Source organism: Pseudarthrobacter sp. MM222 (assembly GCF_947090775.1).
In the GTDB taxonomy this organism is placed as follows: Bacteria; Actinomycetota; Actinomycetes; order Actinomycetales; family Micrococcaceae; genus Arthrobacter.
In genome coordinates this window covers 1,692,473-1,709,585 of the sequence record NZ_OX352321.1, presented here as the reverse complement: position 1 = coordinate 1,709,585, position 17,113 = coordinate 1,692,473, and the positions used below count along the sequence as shown (strand labels likewise).

The 17,113-nt window shown below is 68.4% G+C and carries 14 protein-coding genes; 6 read left to right on the top strand and 8 right to left on the bottom strand.

What is annotated here, in order from left to right:
* Positions 1-65: 65 nt before the first annotated feature.
* Positions 66-3,626 carry a S41 family peptidase gene (locus OM977_RS07750; protein ID WP_264356911.1) on the bottom strand — a complete coding sequence of 1,187 codons (3,561 nt, stop codon included), beginning with the start codon at positions 3,624-3,626 and terminating at the stop codon, positions 66-68.
* A 74-nt stretch (positions 3,627-3,700) separates the two neighbouring features.
* Between OM977_RS07750 and OM977_RS07745 the strand changes: the two genes are divergently transcribed.
* Positions 3,701-4,603 (top strand): TIGR01777 family oxidoreductase, encoded by a 903-nt coding sequence (locus OM977_RS07745; protein WP_264356910.1) that lies wholly within the window; start codon positions 3,701-3,703, stop codon positions 4,601-4,603.
* A gap of 147 nt (positions 4,604-4,750) precedes the next feature.
* Here the strand turns inward: OM977_RS07745 and OM977_RS07740 are convergent, their stop codons facing one another.
* Positions 4,751-6,463 (bottom strand): serine/threonine-protein kinase, encoded by a 1,713-nt coding sequence (locus OM977_RS07740; RefSeq protein ID WP_264356909.1) that lies wholly within the window; start codon positions 6,461-6,463, stop codon positions 4,751-4,753.
* 107 nt (positions 6,464-6,570) lie between these two features.
* Between OM977_RS07740 and lipB the strand changes: the two genes are divergently transcribed.
* The 4 genes from lipB (at position 6,571) to OM977_RS07720 (ending at position 9,616) form a co-directional block, all read left to right on the top strand.
* A complete protein-coding gene (lipB, locus tag OM977_RS07735) occupies positions 6,571-7,239 on the top strand; it encodes a lipoyl(octanoyl) transferase LipB (protein ID WP_264356908.1) in 669 nt (222 codons plus the stop codon).
* Entirely contained in the window at positions 7,236-8,243 is a 1,008-nt protein-coding gene (lipA, locus tag OM977_RS07730) for a lipoyl synthase (RefSeq protein WP_264356907.1), read from the top strand. Before lipB ends, lipA begins: the two co-directional genes overlap by 4 nt.
* Before the next feature lie 89 nt (positions 8,244-8,332).
* On the top strand, positions 8,333-9,094 hold the full coding sequence (locus OM977_RS07725; RefSeq protein WP_264356906.1) for a DUF4191 domain-containing protein: 762 nt from the start codon (positions 8,333-8,335) through the stop codon (positions 9,092-9,094).
* Positions 9,095-9,259: 165 nt separating this feature from the next.
* On the top strand, positions 9,260-9,616 hold the full coding sequence (locus tag OM977_RS07720; protein ID WP_264356905.1) for a DUF3817 domain-containing protein: 357 nt from the start codon (positions 9,260-9,262) through the stop codon (positions 9,614-9,616).
* A gap of 413 nt (positions 9,617-10,029) precedes the next feature.
* Here OM977_RS07720 and OM977_RS07715 read toward each other — a convergent pair whose 3' ends face one another.
* Complete coding sequence (locus OM977_RS07715; RefSeq protein ID WP_264356904.1) at positions 10,030-10,467, bottom strand: RDD family protein; 438 nt, start codon at positions 10,465-10,467, stop codon at positions 10,030-10,032.
* A gap of 298 nt (positions 10,468-10,765) precedes the next feature.
* Here OM977_RS07715 and glnA point away from each other — a divergent pair, with 298 nt between their 5' ends.
* A complete protein-coding gene (gene glnA / locus OM977_RS07710; protein WP_264356903.1) occupies positions 10,766-12,190 on the top strand; it encodes a type I glutamate--ammonia ligase in 1,425 nt (474 codons plus the stop codon).
* Between the two features lie 138 nt (positions 12,191-12,328).
* Here the strand turns inward: glnA and OM977_RS07705 are convergent, their stop codons facing one another.
* The 5 genes from OM977_RS07705 to OM977_RS07685 form a co-directional block, all read right to left on the bottom strand.
* Complete coding sequence (locus OM977_RS07705; RefSeq protein ID WP_264356900.1) at positions 12,329-12,682, bottom strand: hypothetical protein; 354 nt, start codon at positions 12,680-12,682, stop codon at positions 12,329-12,331.
* 54 nt (positions 12,683-12,736) lie between these two features.
* Complete coding sequence (locus OM977_RS07700) at positions 12,737-12,937, bottom strand: AsnC family protein (protein ID WP_442960707.1); 201 nt, start codon at positions 12,935-12,937, stop codon at positions 12,737-12,739.
* A gap of 101 nt (positions 12,938-13,038) precedes the next feature.
* On the bottom strand, positions 13,039-13,554 hold the full coding sequence (locus OM977_RS07695) for a GNAT family N-acetyltransferase (RefSeq protein ID WP_264356899.1): 516 nt from the start codon (positions 13,552-13,554) through the stop codon (positions 13,039-13,041).
* A gap of 45 nt (positions 13,555-13,599) precedes the next feature.
* Positions 13,600-14,016 (bottom strand): VOC family protein, encoded by a 417-nt coding sequence (locus OM977_RS07690; RefSeq protein ID WP_264356898.1) that lies wholly within the window; start codon positions 14,014-14,016, stop codon positions 13,600-13,602.
* An 83-nt stretch (positions 14,017-14,099) separates the two neighbouring features.
* Complete coding sequence (locus OM977_RS07685; RefSeq protein ID WP_264356897.1) at positions 14,100-17,111, bottom strand: bifunctional [glutamine synthetase] adenylyltransferase/[glutamine synthetase]-adenylyl-L-tyrosine phosphorylase; 3,012 nt, start codon at positions 17,109-17,111, stop codon at positions 14,100-14,102.
* Positions 17,112-17,113: the final 2 nt, after the last annotated feature.

Genomic DNA, 17,113 nt, shown 5'->3' with positions numbered 1-17,113 from the left:
GAACGGGGGCCTTCGGCGTGAAGCCCTGGTGCCGGGATTGCCGGCCCGGTTACTTGCCGGGCTGGCTACTTGCCCGGCTGGCGCGCCGGCAGCGGTGCGGGCCGCACCTGGCGGTAGCCTTCCCGCAGCGGGGGCCGATCGGTGGGCAGTTCCTGGATCATTTCCTTCAGCGCGCCGATCCCGTATTCCAGCTGCGGATCTGTCCCTGCGGCGTAGGCGTGCGGCGGGAAGGTCACTTCGATGTCCGGAGTGACACCGAAGTTTTCGACGCCCCAGCCCACCCCGCCGGAGAACCAGGTGGCGTAGCGCGGCTGCGTGACGCCGGTCCCGTCCGCAAGGGCGAAGCGGTTGTCAATGCCGACGACGCCGCCCCAGGTCCGCGTGCCGATGACGGGACCGATCCCCCGCAGTTTGGAGACCTGGGTGATGATGTCGCCGTCGGAGCCGGCGAATTCGTCGGTGAGGATGACAACGGGGCCGCGCGGTGCGTGGTGCGGATACGTGCGGGGCTTCTCCCCCCGGGGCATGCTCCATCCGGTGACCTTGCGCCCGATGAGTTCCGCCACCAGCTGGGAGGTGTGGCCGCCGCGGTTGCGGCGGACGTCCACGATCAGCCCGTCGAGCGCCGTCTCGGTGTCGAGGTCGCGGTGCAGCTGGGCCCACCCGTTGGCCATCATGTCCGGGATGTGCAGGTAACCGAAGGTGCCCTGGGAGGCTTCGCGGACGGTCCGGCGGTTGGCGGTGACCCACTCCTGGTAGCGCAGCCGCTCCTCATCCTTGACCGGGACCACGGCCACCCGGCGGTGACTACCGGCCTGGTCCCCGTGCCCGGAGCCATTGCGAAGGGTGAGTTCCACGGCCCGGCCGGCGGCGCCGACCAGTTGCATGGCGGGCGTCCTGGTTTCGGTGAGTTCCACGCCGTCGATGGCCAGCAGCACGTCGCCGGGTTTGGCGTCCGCGCCCGGCCGGGTCAGCGGCGACGTGGCCAGCGGGTCAGAGGATTCGCCGGCCAGGATCCGGGTGATCTCCCAGCCCGCACCGGTGAAGGCGAGGTCGGCGCCGAGGCGGCCCTGGCCATTGCTGCCGTTCTCGGTGACGGCGGCGGGACGGACGTAGGCGTGGGAGGTGCCCAGCTCGCCGTGGAGCTCCCACAGAAGGTCCACGAGGTCGTCGTGGGAGCCGAGCCGGTCCACGATCGGCCGGTACCGGGCGTGTACCGAGTTCCAGTCCTGGCCGGCCATGTCCTCGGTCCAGAAGAAGTCCCGCTGGAGGCGCCAGGTCTCGTCAAAGGCCTGGCCCCAGACGCTCAACGGGTCAAGCTGCACGCGGATGCGGGTGAGGTCCACCTTGACCAGCTGGCCGGATTCCTCGTCGGCTTTGGCGCCGGCCGGGGTGACCCGGATCTGCTTGTCCTGCACGAAAACCACCTTGTCCCCGTCGCCGGAGACGCGGTAGCTGTCCAGCGCCTCGACGATGGTGGTGGTCCGCCGCTTGGCGAGGTCAAAACGGACCAGCGACGGCGCGGCATTCTTGTCCTCCAGGCTAGCGCGGCCTTCGCCGGTCACACCGGAGAGTTCGTTGTCCAGCCAGAGCAGGGCGCCGGACGTAGCCGTGAGCGCCGAGTAGTTGCCCTGCGGCACGGGAACGGAAATCACGCGGTGGGCCAGGCCCTCGGCGTCGACCCGGACGGCGGGGGCCTCGCCCTTCGCGTCATTTTCGGCGGCGTCGGCACCCCGGTCGGCGTCGACTCCGTCCTGCAGATCGACGGTGGGGCCGAATGGAGAGGGAGTGTCAGCCGCGAGGGCCACCAGGTACGGCTTGATCGGGCTCGGGAAGGACAGGTCGAAGGAGTGTCCGTCGTAGACCGGGTCAAAGCTGCGGTTGGAGAGGAAGGCCAGGTACTTGCCGTCCGGCGTGAACGACGGAGATTCGTCGCGGAAGCGTCCGTCGGTGACGTCGACGAGGACGCGCTTCCCGTCCCTTGCCAACGGGGCGGCGTCTACCTTGGTGATGCGCAGCCGGCTGCGGGAGCCGAACGAGGTGACCGGCTCGGACCAGCCCAGCCAGGCCGAATCCGGGGACCAGCTGAAGCCGTCGATGCTGCCTTCGCCGATGCTGCTGATGAGTGTCAGGTTGCCGGCGCGGGTGTCCGCCAGGTAAATGTCGCCGAAGGCGGTGCCCACGGCGAGCCAGTTCCCGTCCGGGCTGGCCTCCATGGCGCTGGCGCGGCTCGGCTTGGGGAAGTCGATCTTCGTCGACTGACCGGAGACCACGCTTCCCTGCAGGGCCGGGACGGCGTCCGCGGCATCGGCGCCGGCACCGGCCGTGTCGGCAGCGTCGGCGGCGGCAGCGTCGGACGCGGGACCGGGCCCAGCGGCGGGGGCAGCCACTGAAACCGAGGCGGCCGGCCGGGTCAGCGAGGCGGCCGAGACCGGCTGCGGCAGCGGCGTGCCGGCGTCGGAGTTCTCCCCCGGCGTCGCCGGATTGGAGGCGGCGGCCGGTGCCGTGGGGCCGACGCGCTCAGGCCCACCAGCCGGCGTGGCGGCGATGGCTTTGAGGTACAGCGCCTCGACGCCGTCGTGGTCGGCAACATACGCGATCTTGCCGTTGCCGAAGGGCCGTGGCAGCCGTGCCCGGACGCCCGGCGTGGCTTCCAGAACGCGGGACGGGCCGTCCTTGTGCCGCAGCCAGTGGAGAGTGCCATGGGCTTCCACAGCGCTGGATCCCCCGGAGCGGTCCGGAATGACATCGCCGAGGTGGCGGGAGGGCAACAGCTGGGCGGCGCGCCGCGCCTGCGAGGCGGAGCCGAGCGAGATCTCGAGTTTGACGGCGTCCGAGCCGAGGTTCGGCAGGAGCCAGAGTTCGCCGGCGGATTCAAAGACCACCCGCTGGCCGTCGGTGGCGGCGTGCCGGACGTAGAAATCTTCGTGATCCGTGTGCCGGCGGAGATCCGTGCCGCTGGGAAGGACGGAGTAGAGGTTGCCGTAGCCCTCGTGGTCGGACAAGAATGCGATCCGTCCGTCCACCCACATCGGGTCGGTGAGGTTGCCGTCCAGTTCGGGCGCGAGCCGTTCGAATTCGCCGTTTCCGTCCCCGTCTATCCAGAGCTTGCCCGCTGTCCCGCCGCGGTAGCGCTTCCACCAGGCCGGTTCACGGGAGAGCACGCTGGCGAGGACCACGGGGCGCTCGTCGCCCACGACCGGGCCGAATGCGACCGACTCGACAGGGCCGAACGGGAGTTCCGCCGCCCAGCCGCCGGTCACGGGCAGGCTGTACGCGTGGGTGTGGCGGCTGTCGGCCTGGCGGAAGGCGCTGGTGACGACGACGTCCCCGGCGGGAGTGAAGCCTTTGACCCGGGTGGAGCTGTGGCCGAAGTAAGTCAGCTGCCGGTAGCCGCCACCGTCGACCTCCGCCGTGACGACTTCCGGGGCCGTTCCCTGCACCACGGTCCATACGAGGCGCTTGCCGTCCGGGGTGAAGCGGGGGCTGCGGGCGGGCAACTGCAGGGAGGAGACCCGCCAGGCGCGGCCTCCTCCGAGGGGCGCAATCCACACGTCGTCCTCGGCCACAAAGGTGACCAGATCGCCGTGCAGATGCGGGAAGCGGAAGTAACTCGAAGAGGTCATCGTTCGATCATAGTCAAGAGCACCCCTGCTCCCCGGGAGGTTTCCCGGCCGTGCCGGGCATGGTGAGATGGATCATGCGAATCATTGTCGCCGGAGCCTCCGGGCTGATCGGAACCGCCCTTTCCCGTGCCCTGCGCAACGCCGGGCACGACGTCTGTGCCCTTGTCCGGCGGCCGCCCGCCTCCCCGGCCGAGTTTCATTGGAACCCGGCCGAGGGCCGCATCGATGAGACTGCCCTCCGCGGAGCAGATGCGGTGGTCAACCTCTCCGGTGCCGGAATCGGCGACCGGCCCTGGACCCGGGCACGCATCAACGAACTCAGCAGCTCACGGCTGGGCCCGACACGGACCCTGGCGGCGGCAATGGCCCGGCAGGAGAAGCCGCCCGCCGTGTTCCTCAGCCAGTCCGGCTCCAGCTATTACGACGACGCAGGCCCGGTGGTGCTCCGGGAAAACGCGCCCGCCGGCGGTGGCATTCTGGCAAGGCTCTGTGTGGACTGGGAGGCTGCTGCGCACGAGGCACCCTCCGGCGTCCGCGTGGTCACGCCCCGCACCGGCGTCGTACTGAGCCGCTCCGGCGGGGCGCTGGGCCGGCTGTTGCCGCTGTTGCGCCTCGGCGTCGGCGGGCCTCTCGGCAACGGCCGGCAGTACTGGCCCTGGATTACGCTGCCCGATGTGACCGGCGCGTTCGAATTCCTGCTCAGGACGCCGCTGTCCGGCCCGGTGAATGTATGCGCGCCGGAAAGCGCGGACGTGAACTCTTTAATCGCGCAACTTGCCGGGGCGCTGCACCGGCCGGCGGTGCTGCGGGTACCGGCGCCGGTTCTGCGGCTGGTGATGGGCAAGCTCGCGGAGGAACTCCTGCTGGCGAGCCAGCGGCTTGAGCCGGCAATACTCAGCGAAGCCGGTTTTGAGTGGCAGCACCCGTCCCTGGCCCAGGCAGCCGCGTGGGTGGCAGGCAGCGGCCCGGAGGCCTGACCTCTGTCTGGCCTGCCGGCGTGCCTGGCCCGCCTGGCTGCTTCCGTCGCGAGCCGCCCGCTAGCCCGGTGCCGGGCGTCCGCTAACCCGGTGCCGGCCCCCGCTAACCCGGTGCCGGGCGTCCGCTAACCCGGTGCCAGGCCCCCGCTAGCCCGGTGACGGGCGTCCGGGGAGGATCTCGTGGATCCGCCACCGGCCGTTGACCGGGACGAGTACCAGCCGGAGCCGCTGCTCGTCGGCGGCGCCGGCCTCGGCCACGATGGCACCCCGCGCGTCCCGCTCCTGGTACGCGGACTGCGCGACCCTGACAGCCAGAACAGTCCGCAACGGGCCGCTGTCCGTGGCGCGTTCCACAGCGCCCAGCACGCTGGAGAAGCCTGTCAGCACATGGCCGGATTGCCGCAGCCGGGCGCCGATCCTGCCGTCCGCGTCCGCAGCCGGGGACTCCGGTGCATTGACCTCGTCCAGCAGGTGCAGGTCCCCGGAGTTGAGGGCCAGCGAGCGGAGCCGGGCCAAGCCGCGGACCGCCTCGGCTGGATCCTCTGAACGGAGCAGGGCCTGGATGTCCTGCGGGATCGCGGCGGGCGCCGCGGCCTCCGGGGCCGCAGCGCCGGGCAGCGCTGGTGAGGAACGCCCCTCCGCGGCCTGCTCCGGACCGGGGGTGGGGGCCGCAGGGAACGGCCAGGGCAGCCGGGCGCCGGCCAGCAGCGAGGCGCCGGCGAGGACCATCACCAGCGCGAGCACCGCGGATATAAGCCGGAGCACGACGCGGCCGGCACGCGCACTCCCCGACCTGCCGTGGCCGTCCGGATTCCGGCCGGCCGCGTGCCTTGCCGCTGGGCGGGGCGGCGCGGCCGCCCGGACCGGAACCGCTGCCGGGTTCCGCCGGATCCTGCGGGTGATGTGGCGGGACCAGCCGTGGAGTCTTTGCGCCCGGAGTTCCCGCGGAGTGCGGGGCGGGGCATGCCGGGTGAGCAGTTCCGGGATCACCGTCGGGTGGACCGAGCCGGACAGGTCCACGGGCTCCGCCGCGGCGCTGCGGTAGACCGCAGTGGCCAGCTCGGCGGCCGTCGGCCGGAGCCGCCGGTCCTCTCCAAGGCCTGCCTCCAGGGCTGCGGCCAGGGCGGCCGGCACCCCCGGCACCAGCAAGGGCAGCGGTGGACGCCGGTCCCCCGGTTCGGGGGCGCGTCCGGACAGGCAGTACCAGCCGAGGGCGGCAAGGGAATAGACGTCCCGTTCCGGCTGCAGCCCGGCCCGCATGGCGTCCACCGGCGCCGGGTCGCGGAAGCCATCCGTGCCGTGCTCGGCCGTCGTGGCGGCATCCGCCACCATCCGGGCGACCCCCAGATCGGCCAGCAGTGGCTTGCCGTGCGCCGAGAACAGCACATTGCCGGGGGCGAGGTCACCGTGCGTGACGCCGTGCGTGTGCAGGTAGGCCAGGGCCTGCGCGATCGGAGTCAGGACCGTCACCGTCTCCCCGGCATTCAGCCGTCCGCGGGCCGCCACGAGCGCTGCCAACGAGCCGCCGGGGGCATAGTCGAGCACCAGGCCAAGCCCTTTACCCCCGCCGGCGGGGGACTCCTGGGCCCAGTCCAGCCGCACGACCGCGTGCGCCCTGACCAGGTGGTCGTGGTTCAGGGCGGACAGGATCCGGACTTCGCGCCGCAGATCCGCTTCCGGCTCCGTCCCCTCTCCCGTGGCTCCGCCGCCGGGCGCGAAGCATTTGAGCGCAACGTCGCGGCCGGTGGATCTCTCCGTGGCAAGCCAGACGGTGGCGCTTCCGCCGCGGCCCAGGCAGCGGCCGACGTCGTAACCGGGAACGGCGGGCGGCTCAGCACCGGGCCGGGCGAAATCCTCCATACCCAAGGAATAGCCGAATCCGCGGATTCCCGCAGAAGTTATCCACAGGTGTGAGAGCTTAAGCACACAAGCGGGCAGGGCCGCGGGCGAGGACTAAGCTGGATGCCATGACTCTTCAGTTCCTCCAGCTGGGTCTCGCCCCGGAATTCGTTGACTACTCGCGCGGCTGGGATCTCCAGCGCGAACTCCACGAAAAAGTCGTCGCCGGGACCGCGCCCAGCACCGTCCTGCTGCTCGAACACTCCGCCGTTTATACGGCCGGTAAACGCACCGAGGACCACGAACGCCCCTTTGACGGAACGCCGGTGGTTCCCGTGGACCGCGGCGGCAAACTCACGTGGCACGGGCCCGGACAGCTGGTGGGCTACCCCATCATCAAGCTCAGGAACCGGGCAGGCATCCGCGACTACGTGGAGCGCCTGGAGTCCGTCATCATCGCCGTGCTCGCCGACTACGGCATCGACGCCGTACGGATGAAGGGCCGCGCGGGCGTGTGGATCGAACAGGATGAGAAGGGCCCCGCCCGGAAGATCGCGGCCATCGGCATCCGGGTCCACGACGGCGTGACCATGCACGGTTTCGCGATCAACTGCAACAACGACCTTGCGCCCTATGGCCAGATCATTGCCTGCGGAATCACCGACGCCGGTGTCACCACGATCGAGCAGGAGATCGGCAGGGACGTTCCCCCGGTCGACCTCGTGTCGCGGATCATCGAAGAACTGCGCAACAATGAAGAAGCCCTAGTTGCAACCCATGAAGGAGCTCTACTGTGACACTGGCACCAGAAGGCCGGAAGATGCTGCGTATCGAGCAGCGAAATGCGGCCACACCGGTGGAACGTAAGCCGGAATGGATCAAGGCCAAGGTCCAGATGGGCCCGGAGTTCGTGCAGCTCAAGAACCTGGTCAAGAAGGAGGGCCTCCACACTGTCTGTGAAGAGGCCGGCTGCCCCAACATCTTCGAGTGCTGGGAAGACAAGGAAGCGACCTTCCTGATCGGCGGGTCCGAATGCACCCGCCGCTGCGACTTCTGCCAGATCGATACCGGCAAGCCCTCCCCGGTGGACATGTTCGAACCCACCAAGGTGGCCCGCTCCGTCCAAGCCATGCAGCTGCGCTACGCCACGGTCACCGGAGTGGCCCGCGACGACCTCGCCGACGAGGGCGTCTGGCTCTACGCCGAAACGGTCCGCAAGATCCACGAGCTCAACCCGGGCACCGGCGTCGAACTCCTGATCCCGGACTTCTCCGGCAAACCGGAGCACATCGCGGCGATCTGCGACTCCAAGCCCGAGGTGTTCGCCCACAACGTCGAGACCGTCCCGCGGATCTTCAAGCGCATCCGGCCGGCGTTCCGCTACGACCGCTCCCTGGACGTGATCACGCAGGGCCGCAAGCTGGGCATGGTGACCAAGTCCAACCTGATCCTGGGCATGGGCGAAACGCGTGAGGAAATCTCCGAGGCGCTGCGGGACCTGCACGAGGCCGGCTGCGACCTGATCACCATCACCCAGTACCTGCGCCCGAGCGAGCGGCACCTGCCGGTGGACCGCTGGGTCAAGCCGCAGGAATTCGTTGACCTCCAGCACGAAGCCAACGAGATCGGCTTCCTCGGCGTCATGAGCGGTCCGCTGGTGCGGTCCTCCTACCGCGCCGGCCGGCTCTGGGCCACCGCGATGCGCAAGAAGGGCTGGGAAATCCCCGCCGAGCTCGCGCACATCGAAAGCTCCGGCAGCACCCGCCAGGAAGCCAGCTCACTGCTCGCGGCACACTCCTGACCGCAACCGTTAGAACTGTTACAGAGGGCCGGCACCGGAGCACTCCGGCGTCCGGCCCTTTGCCTTCAATCGCGTAGAATTAATGCACTATGGCGAATTCCTCTGATTCCAGCACGTCCACTCCGGCTGCCGACGCTCCGAAGCGCGGCCTCTTCTCCCGTAAGCCCAAGGTAGCGAAGGTCAAGAAGCCGAGCCGGCTGAAGCAGATCGGCGAGGTCTTCCAGATGACCCGGCGCCACGATCCGATGGTGCCGTGGCTCATGCTGCTGGCCTTCCTGGGTGTCGTGGCTGTCAGCCTTCTGGTCGGCTTCCTGCTGGAAAACTGGATCACCGGCCTGATCATCGGCATCGCCCTCGGTGTCCTTGCCGCCACCCTGATCCTGTCCCGCCGGGCGGAGCGCGCCGCCTTCGCGCAGATTGAAAACCAGCCCGGTGCCTCCGGTGCGGCCTTGGGCACGCTCAAGCGGGGTTGGATCGTCGAAGAGCAGCCGGTCGCCGTGAACCCGCGGACCCAGGATGCCGTCTTCCGCGCCATCGGCCGGCCTGGCGTCGTGCTGGTCAGCGAAGGCCCCACTGCCCGGGTGAAGCCGCTGGTCGACGCCGAACGCAAGCGACTCGCGCGGATCCTGCCCAATGTCACCATCCACGTGATTGAAACCGGCCGCGGCGAAGGCCAGGTGCCGATCAGCCAGGTCGCCAAGAAGATGAACAAGCTGAAAAACGAACTGACCAAGATCGAGGTCAACGCCGTGTCCAAGCGCATTTCATCGCTCGGAAGCCGCCTGCCGATCCCGAAGGGCATCGATCCCTACAAGGCCCGCCCGGACCGCAAGGCCTCCCGCGGACGCTAGCCTGCGCAGCACCAGGCACACAACTTCAGGAGTCGCCCCGGTTACCGCCTTCCAGGCTGAACCGGGGCGATTCCGTTATCACACGAGCCCAAGCCTTTCCCGGCGCAAAGCAAGACGCCGACCCAACCCCCTGCCCGTCCTGCGGGCCAGAATCCGGAGACTTCCATGAAACTGCCCTCCACGCCGGCCGCGATCCGCGTCTTCCGCGTCCTCGCCGTCGCCGAGGCCTGCAGCTGGGCCGCCCTGCTGGTCGGCATGTTCTTTAAATGGGTCACCCGGACCACGGAGCTGGGCGTGGAAATTGCCGGGCCAGTCCACGGGGCGTTCTTTCTCGCCTACGGCGTTACCGCCCTGGTCCTCTGGCGGCTGCAGCGCTGGCCGTTCCGGGTGGCGCTGTTCGCCGGGTTCTCCGCCGTCGTTCCGTTTGCCACCGTGTGGTTTGAACGCTGGGCAGGCCGACGCGGATTCCTCACGCCGGCAGCAGCGGCCGGGCAGCCAGTCGAGGAAACCGTGGGCGTTTAGCGGCCCGCAGCGGGTGTGCAACCCAACCAACCGCCCGCCCGCCCGCCACGCCCGCGTGACGAATATGGCCGCTTGACGAATATGGCCGCTATGCAGGTGTGCATAGCGGCCACATTTGGCAAATGGCGGACTCCTCCCGGCCATTACTGGCAAATCGCAGGAGCTTGAGGCACGTCGGCAATGCCTTGCTAAGACAGAGGGCAACCCTCCGCCGTCGAAAGCCACATTCCGGGAGCGCAGCCCAGCGCATTGCTCCGCCGTTAACGCCCAGTTGACGCAAATGGCCGCAATGCAGGTGTGCATAGCGGCCATATTGGGCAAATGGTGGAATCGCCGAACACTCGCGCGGGGCTCGCGGAAGCTTCCAGTGCCGGGGAGTGAGACCAACGGGGGGCCCGGCCGCCGTCGAAAAGTTACATCCGGACCAGCACCGTGTTCATGGCCTTGTCGTGCAGGCCGCGCTGGTCCGGGTCGAAAATGACGGCGGGGACCACGAGGCACAGGAGCAGGCTGCGGACCAGGGCAGGCAGTGGACCTGCGGGGCCGCCGCCGATCCGGACCACGTGGATCCCCAGGATGCGGTGCCCGATGCTGTAGCCGAGCGTGCCGATCAGCAGCGCCTGCTCTGCGGCGAACACCGCCAGCGTGGCCCACGGGTTCCCGGCGAAGGCGTAGTTGCTGATGAGCAGGGCAATGCCCCAGTCGATGCAGATGGCAAGGATACGGCGGCCGGCGCGGGCGATCGAGCCGGGGCCGGCCTCGGGCAGGCCCAGCCGCTCCCCCGGGTACTTCGAGATGCCGGACGTGTCCGGCCCGCTGAGCCATGAGCCTATGTCTTTGCGATCAACCACCCTCCAAGACTATCGGGGAAAGCAGGCCTCTCCTCGCTGTTCACGGAGTGGACTTTGAATGGCCACACTGTGGAACCGGATTGGTCACACTGTGGACGCCGACTACCGTTTACATGTCCGGGTATTCTGTAACGTGCCCGAAACAAAGCGGACACCGGAGTGAAATCCCATGTCCTTAGGGTGGTAACAGTTGCTGGCGGCATAGGAGCGGGGCGGACTTTTCGTTCTCCCCGCTGTCGGACTGCGCTGGACCACATGGCCCTGACGGCCAGATCTTTCATATGCGTAAGGAGCATAGATGTTCAAGACTGCGGACGAAGTCCTCAAGTTCATCAAAGACGAAGACGTACGATTCGTCGATATCCGCTTCACCGACCTCCCCGGCGTTCAGCAGCACTTCAATGTGCCCGCCAAGAGTGTTGACGCGGACTTCTTCGTCAACGGCCAGCTTTTCGACGGATCCTCCATCCGCGGCTTCCAGGGCATCGCCGAGTCGGACATGCAGCTCATCCCGGACGTCACCACGGCCTTCCTCGACACGTTCCGCCTGGAGAAGACCCTTGCGCTGAACTTCTCGATCGTGAACCCGCGGACCGGCGACCCCTACCACCGCGATCCCCGCGGCGTGGCCGAGAAGGCAGAGGCCTACCTCGCGTCCACGGGCATCGCTGACACCGCGTTCTTTGCGCCGGAGGCCGAGTTCTTCGTCTTCGACAACGTGCAGTACCAGTCGTCCCCGCAGGGCAGCTTCTACAAGATCGATTCCGAGGAAGCCCACTGGAACACGGGCCGCGAAGAAGAAGGCGGAAACCTCGGCTACAAGACCCCCATCAAGGGCGGTTACTTCCCGGTCTCCCCCACCGACAAGCAGGCCGACCTCCGCGATGCCATGTGCATCGCCCTGGACGAGGCCGGCCTTGAGGTTGAGCGCAGCCACCACGAGGTGGGCTCCGCCGGCCAGGCCGAGATCAACTACAAGTTCACCACGCTGACGCACGCGGCAGATGACCTGCAGAAGTTCAAGTACGTCATCAAGAACACCGCCGACGCCTGGGGCAAGTCCGTCACGTTCATGCCGAAGCCGGTCTTCGGTGACAACGGCTCGGGCATGCACTGCCACCAGTCGCTGTGGAATGGCGGCGAGCCGCTGTTCTACGACGAGAAGGGTTACGCCGGCCTGTCCGACATGGCCCGCTGGTACATCGGGGGCCTGCTGAAGCACTCCTCGGCCGTGCTTGCGTTCACCAACCCGACGGTGAACTCCTACCGCCGCCTGGTCAAGGGCTTCGAAGCTCCGGTCAACATGGTTTACTCGCAGGGCAACCGCTCGGCCGGTATCCGCATCCCGATCACGGGTTCCAACCCGAAGGCCAAGCGCATCGAATTCCGCGCTCCGGACCCCTCGTCCAACCCGTACCTGGCCTTCGCTGCCCAGCTGATGGCCGGCATCGACGGCATCCGCAACCGCATCGAGCCGCCCGCTCCGATCGACAAGGACCTCTACGAGCTCCCCGCCGAGGAAGCCAAGGACATCCCGAAGGCTCCGGGCACGCTCGAGGAGGCCCTGGATGCCCTCGCCGAGGACAACGAGTTCCTGCAGGCCGGCGGCGTCTTCACCCAGGACCTGATCGACACCTGGATCGAGTACAAGTACGAGAACGAGATCCGTCCGCTCTCGCTGCGCCCGAACCCGTACGAGTTCGAGCTGTACTACGGCGTCTAGCCACTACGGCCTCCAGCCACATCTCCGGGCCACGCCCGGTTGAGTGCAGAAGAGTCCGCACGAGCTGCCAGCCTTCGGGCAACGGCAGCGCGTGCGGACTCTTTTTGCGCCCGGCCACCTGTGGCCGGCGCCAGCCACCTACTCCGAATCGGGCTTCTGTTGCCGCTCGCGAATGTTCTTCGCGATTTCGTCGATCTTTTCCTTTACGATCTTCCCGGCCTCCGACAGGCTCTTTTCCGCGCTGGTCAGCGGATCTGGCTGCAAGTAGACCACCTGATCAACGGGCAGATCGTACTCATCCTTCAGGTGCGTGCCACCCGCGACCCCAAGGAGAGCCAAATAAACCCGCGCCTCCGTCTTGGCAATGCCGGCGATAGTGCCGAACACCACGGTGAAATCATTGGACTGAAAGCTAAGCGTCTGGCCTACATGACGCCGATCAAGCTCACCCGCCGGCACGGCCTTCTCAGACTGGCTTCCGCTGTAGTTCATTGACTGCTCCTAATCGTCGAGGGACACGTACCGCAGCAGTCTACAAGCCCGGGTTCATCGCTTGCCGTACTTCTTATGCACCGCCTGCTTGCTCACGCCAAGGCAGGTTGCGATGGCCTCCCACGACAGTCCGGCCTGCCGTGCGCGCAACACGACTTCCGTCTCGGTGCGGGCCAATTCCTTGTGGAGCTCCGCAACCGCGTACAGAGCCTCCGCGGGGCCCTTGCCGTCCATCGAACCGATCAATGTCTTCACCGGACACCTCCTGGCGTCAACTTTAGTTGACCTCACCGGCAGGGTCAACAAGAGTTGACGAGCTGTGACGCACTCGGTGCCTTATTCAAGGCGCTTGAGGGTCAGAAGGCCCGGTACATGGTCCGCTGCGGGCCGGAGTCGCCGCCAAGGTACTGGCCCCGGTCCTCGAACCCGGCCTTTCGGTAGGCGGCCCGGCCGGCCGGATTGACTTCGTTGACGGAAAGCACGACGCCGGTCTGGTCCCCGCCGAGGGCAGCCGTCAGTTTGGCGGCGGCCCGGACGGCGGCATCCGCGGCGCTGGTCCCAAGGCCCTTGCCCTGGTGCCTCCGGTCAATCAGGAAGCCGCGGAGCAGCCATACCGAGTCATCGTCCGGCCACCCGGCGAGGCTGGCGGCACCGGCCTGCAGCGTCAGCACGCCCACGGCCGCCCCGTCGGAGTCCACCGCAAACGGATGGCGGGATTCCTCTTCCAGCGCGATCAGCATCATCCGCAGCGGATCCCCGACGAAGCGGCCCTGGTCCTCCGCCACTTCCAGCTCCGCGATCTCCCCCAGCTTGATGGCGCGGGCGTCGTCGTCGAGGTCCTTCAGCGGCAGCAGCCACACGTTTTCAGCCATAACAGAATCGTACCCAGTCCGCCGCCAGAGGACCGGGCCGCCGGACTACAGGGCCGCATCCTTGGGCGGTCCGGCCGGGTCCATCCAGAAGACTTCCCACTGGTGGCCGTCAGGGTCCTGAAAGCTGTGCGTGTACATGAAGCCGTAGTCCTGGGCCTCCTGGGACGGGGTCCCGCCGGAGGACAGGGCCTTGCGGACCATTTCGTCCACCGCCTCGCGGCTCTCCAGCGAGAAGGACAGAATGGCCTCGGTGGTGCTGCCCGCGTCGGCGATCGACTTCGAGGTGAAGGTTCGGAAGTACTCCTCCACCAGCAGCATCACAAAAGCGCCGTCGTTGACGATCATGCAGGTGGCATTTTCATCGGTAAAGTCAGGGTTGAAGGAAAACCCCAGCGCGGTGAAAAATTCCACCGTCTTGTCGAGGTTCTTGACGGGAAGATTCAGGAACATTTGCTTGGCCATGGGCCCCAAGGTAGCACCGGGGCCGTGGCGTGTCAGCCGTTACGGCCCGAACGCCGGTTTGGGCGGCCGGGGGCGGGGCAGCGTCACTGACCGTAGAAAACCCGTTCGAACACGCCCCGGGCGCGCCGGCTGAGGCGCAGGTAGTCCTCCTCGAGCTCCGCCGCGTTGCCCTGTCCATAGCCGCACCAGCGCGCCACCGCCTCGAGATCGCGGCGCGAGGACGGCAGCAGATCCGAGGCCCGGCCGGTCCAGATCACGTTGGCCGACCGGATCCGGCTCGCCAGCCGCCAGGAGCGGAGCAGGACTTCGACGTCCGGTTCCTCCAGCAGGCCCAGACGGGCCGCCGCCTCCAGCGCTTCCACCGTGGTGGTGGTCCGCAGTTCCGGATGCTTGCCCGCGTGCTGGAGCTGGATCAGCTGGGCCAGCCATTCGACGTCGCTCAGGCCGCCGCGGCCGAGCTTGAGGTGGCGGGCAGGGTCCGCCCCGCGCGGCAGCCGTTCGGCCTCGACCCGGGCCTTGACGCGCCGGACTTCGCGTTCGTCGCTCCCGGAGAGCTCCTCCGGGTAGCGGATGGGGTCGATGAGGGCCACGAAGTCGCGGGCCAGCTCGTCGTCACCGGCCATCGGGCGGGCACGCAAGAGGGCCTGGGCTTCCCAGATGAGCGACCACCGGCGGTAGTACTCGGCGTAGGACTCCAGGGAGCGCACCATCGGGCCGCTCTTGCCCTCGGGCCGCAGGTCGGCGTCGACCATCAGCACGCGTTCGGCCAGGATGGCCGGTTTCAGCGGCTGGGTCAGAAGGGTGGAGAGCCGGCCGACAATCTGGGCGGCCTGGTTCTGGGCCTCCTCATCGGGCACCCCCGGCAGGCCCCGGTGGACGTACATGACGTCGGCGTCCGAACCGTAGCCGATCTCGCGCCCGCCTTGCCGGCCCATGGCGACAACCAACACGTGCGTCTTGAGCGGCTCCCCGGCCGTGACCATGGTTTCCGCCACCCGCAGAGCCCCCAGCACCGCCGCGCGGTCGGTGTCGGCGAGGGCCGCGCCGACCTGGTCCTGGTCCAGCAGCCCCGCGCTGTCGGCGATGGCGGTCCGCAGGATCTCCCGGCGGCGGATAAGCCGGATCAGGCGCATCGCGCTTTCCGGCTCCGCGTGCCGGGACATCTTCGAAGCGATCTCCTGCCACTGCGCCTCAAAGCTCAGGGGCACGAGCTCCTTGTCCGAGCCGAGCCAGGCCACGGATTCCGGCGACACCTCGAGGAGATCGGCAATCAGCCGGGAGTTGGCCAGGACGTGGCAGAGCCGCTCAGCGGCCGCGGTCGAGTCCCGGAGCAGGCCGAGGTACCAGTGCGTGGTGCCTAGCGCCTCGCTGACGCGGCGGAAGGCGAGCAGGCCACCGTCGGGATCGACGCCGTCGGCCAGCCATCCCAGCAGGATCGGCAGCAGTTGCCGCTGGAGTGCCGCGCGGCGGCTGACTCCGGCCGTGAGGGCCTCGATGTGCCGCATGGCGCCCTGCGGGTCGAGGTAACCGAGCGCGGCGAGCCGCCCTTGGGCGGCCTCCGGGGTCAGCCGGGCCTCCTCGCTGCTGAGCGTCGCGGCGGTGTTCAGCAGCGGGCGGTAGAAGATGCGGTCGTGCAGCTCCCGGACCGAGCGCTTGGTCTTGCGCCATGCGGCCATCAGGGCATCAGGCTGGGGCCGCTCACTGGAGAAGGGACCCAAGACTGCTTTCGCCAGGGCGCGCAGTGCGGCCTCCTGGACCGGCATCAGGTGGGTGCGGCGCAGCTGGAACAGCTGGATCCGGTGCTCGAGCAGCCGCAGGTAGCGGTAGTCCCGGTCGAACTCGGCGGCGTCCGAGCGGCCGATGTACCCGCCGGCGGACAGCGCGGCGATAGCGGACGTGGTGTCGCGGTGGCGCAGCGATTCATCCGATTTTCCATGCACCAGCTGCAACAGCTGGACGGTGAACTCCACGTCGCGCAGTCCGCCGCGGCCCAGCTTGATCTGGCGCCGCTCCTCCTCGGCGGGAATGTGCTCGGTAACCCGGCGGCGCATGGAGCGGACCGACTCCACAAATCCCTCGCGGCCGGCCGAGGACCAGATGAGCGGCGCGACGGCGGCCTCGTAGCGCGCCCCAAGCGCGGAATCTCCGGCGATGGTCCGCGCCTTCAGCAGGGCCTGGAACTCCCAGCTCTCGGCCCAGCGGGCGTAGTAGCTCTCGTGCGAGGCCAGGGTCCGGACCAGCGGCCCGGACTTTCCTTCCGGCCGCAGGTTCGCATCGACTTCCCACAGCCCCGGTTCGCGGCCGATGGACATGATCGCCCGGGAGATCCCGGTGGCGAGGGCGGTGCCGATGGTGTTGGCGCGGGAATCTTCGAGCTCACCGGAGTCGATCACGTAGATGACGTCGACGTCGGAAATGTAGTTCAGCTCGCGGGCGCCGCACTTGCCCATGCCGATCACGGCCAGTCCGACGTCGGCCACTTCGGCGGCGCTGAATTGCCCGGCGGCCTCGGCCCGGGACACGGCGAGGGCGGCCTCGATGGCGGCGCCGGCGAGGTCGGCCAGCTCGGCTCCGGCGGCGGGGAGGAAGTCCAGCGGGTCGGCAGCGCAGAGGTCCTTCACCGCCAGTTCCACCAGGCCGCGCCGGTAGGCCGTGCGGAGGGCTTCGTACCCCTCCTGTCCGGCCAGGCCGGCGACCGGCCGGGCGGATTTCGGATCGGCCCGCACGGACTGCAGCAGACGGGCACGGAGCACCGCGGCGTCCGCTGCCCGGGGCTCCGGGCTGGCCGTCACCTCGAAGGCGTCAAGGTGCTCTGGGTGGCGGATCAGGAACTCGCCCAGCGCCTCGGAGGCGCCGAGCACGCGGTACAGCGGTTCACTCGTCTCCAGGTCCGCCGCCGCCAGCTTCCGGAGGGCAGGGTGCTTCTCGATCAGCCGGACCAGCGACTGCAGGGCGGTATCCGGGTTCGCGGCGAGCTGCAGCCCGGCAAACAGGACGTCCTGGTCGAGCCCCTCCAGCTCCGGGGCGGCCAGGAACCGTTCGCCTTTCTCCAGATCACTGAAGCCGGCGGCTATGAGGCGTCGTGCCAGGCTCACCG